We start from the raw sequence: 630 nt of genomic DNA on the forward strand, positions 1-630 counted from the left end.
CTGGCGTCCCGGATATTTTTGTCATGGCACTTTGCAGATCTGCGGGTACGTCACCGGTACAAAGCAAAGGCAGCAGATGAACAATATTTGCCGCATCCAGACGGACATAAATGCTTATCCAGCCCGGTTTATTGACCGGATCACGCTGATCAACATCGGTATGGTCAGGCCATCCATAATCAGCAATCAAATCGCGCGCACGGCGCATAACAAGGGCGTTTAACGTGGTGGTTTCCTGCATAATGGGTTCCTCTGAACGGGGTCAGTACACGCCGCCCGGGCGGCGTGTTGATTTCATTTTTTCAGTAAGGCGCGAACTTTCGCCGCATCAGCCAGGCGACGGGTAACGCTTTCCGGGACCGGATGATTGCAGTCACGGGCGGTCCATTCTCTGTGCCATAACGCCTGTTCGGCAGTGGTCAGCAGGGTTTCAAGCAGGTCCGCCGGCACCATCACCGCCGGAACGGCCTCTTTCACCTGTTCAATCAGATCCATCACCGCACCGGCAGACACGCCCGACTCAAGCCGTTGTTCCTCCGGAATGGCGTCCATACGCGCCAGTACCGCCCTTGTGTCCTGCTCCGAAACGGCATATTCCATTCCGTCGGCCAGTGCTTCGATATCCGCCGG

Annotated in this window: 2 protein-coding genes; both read right to left on the minus strand. The window is 56.5% G+C overall.

The window, feature by feature from the left end; all coding sequences use genetic code 11:
• A partial coding sequence (locus ABD361_RS30320) for a hypothetical protein (protein WP_344440182.1) occupies positions 1–241 on the minus strand: 241 nt, incomplete at its 3' end.
• A 53-nt stretch (positions 242–294) separates the two neighbouring features.
• Positions 295–630: DUF1380 family protein (locus tag ABD361_RS30325; protein ID WP_344440183.1), on the minus strand; the 336-nt coding region annotated here is incomplete at its 5' end.

Source organism: Streptomyces luteosporeus (assembly GCF_039532865.1).
Lineage (GTDB): Bacteria > Actinomycetota > Actinomycetes > Streptomycetales > Streptomycetaceae > Streptomyces > Streptomyces luteosporeus.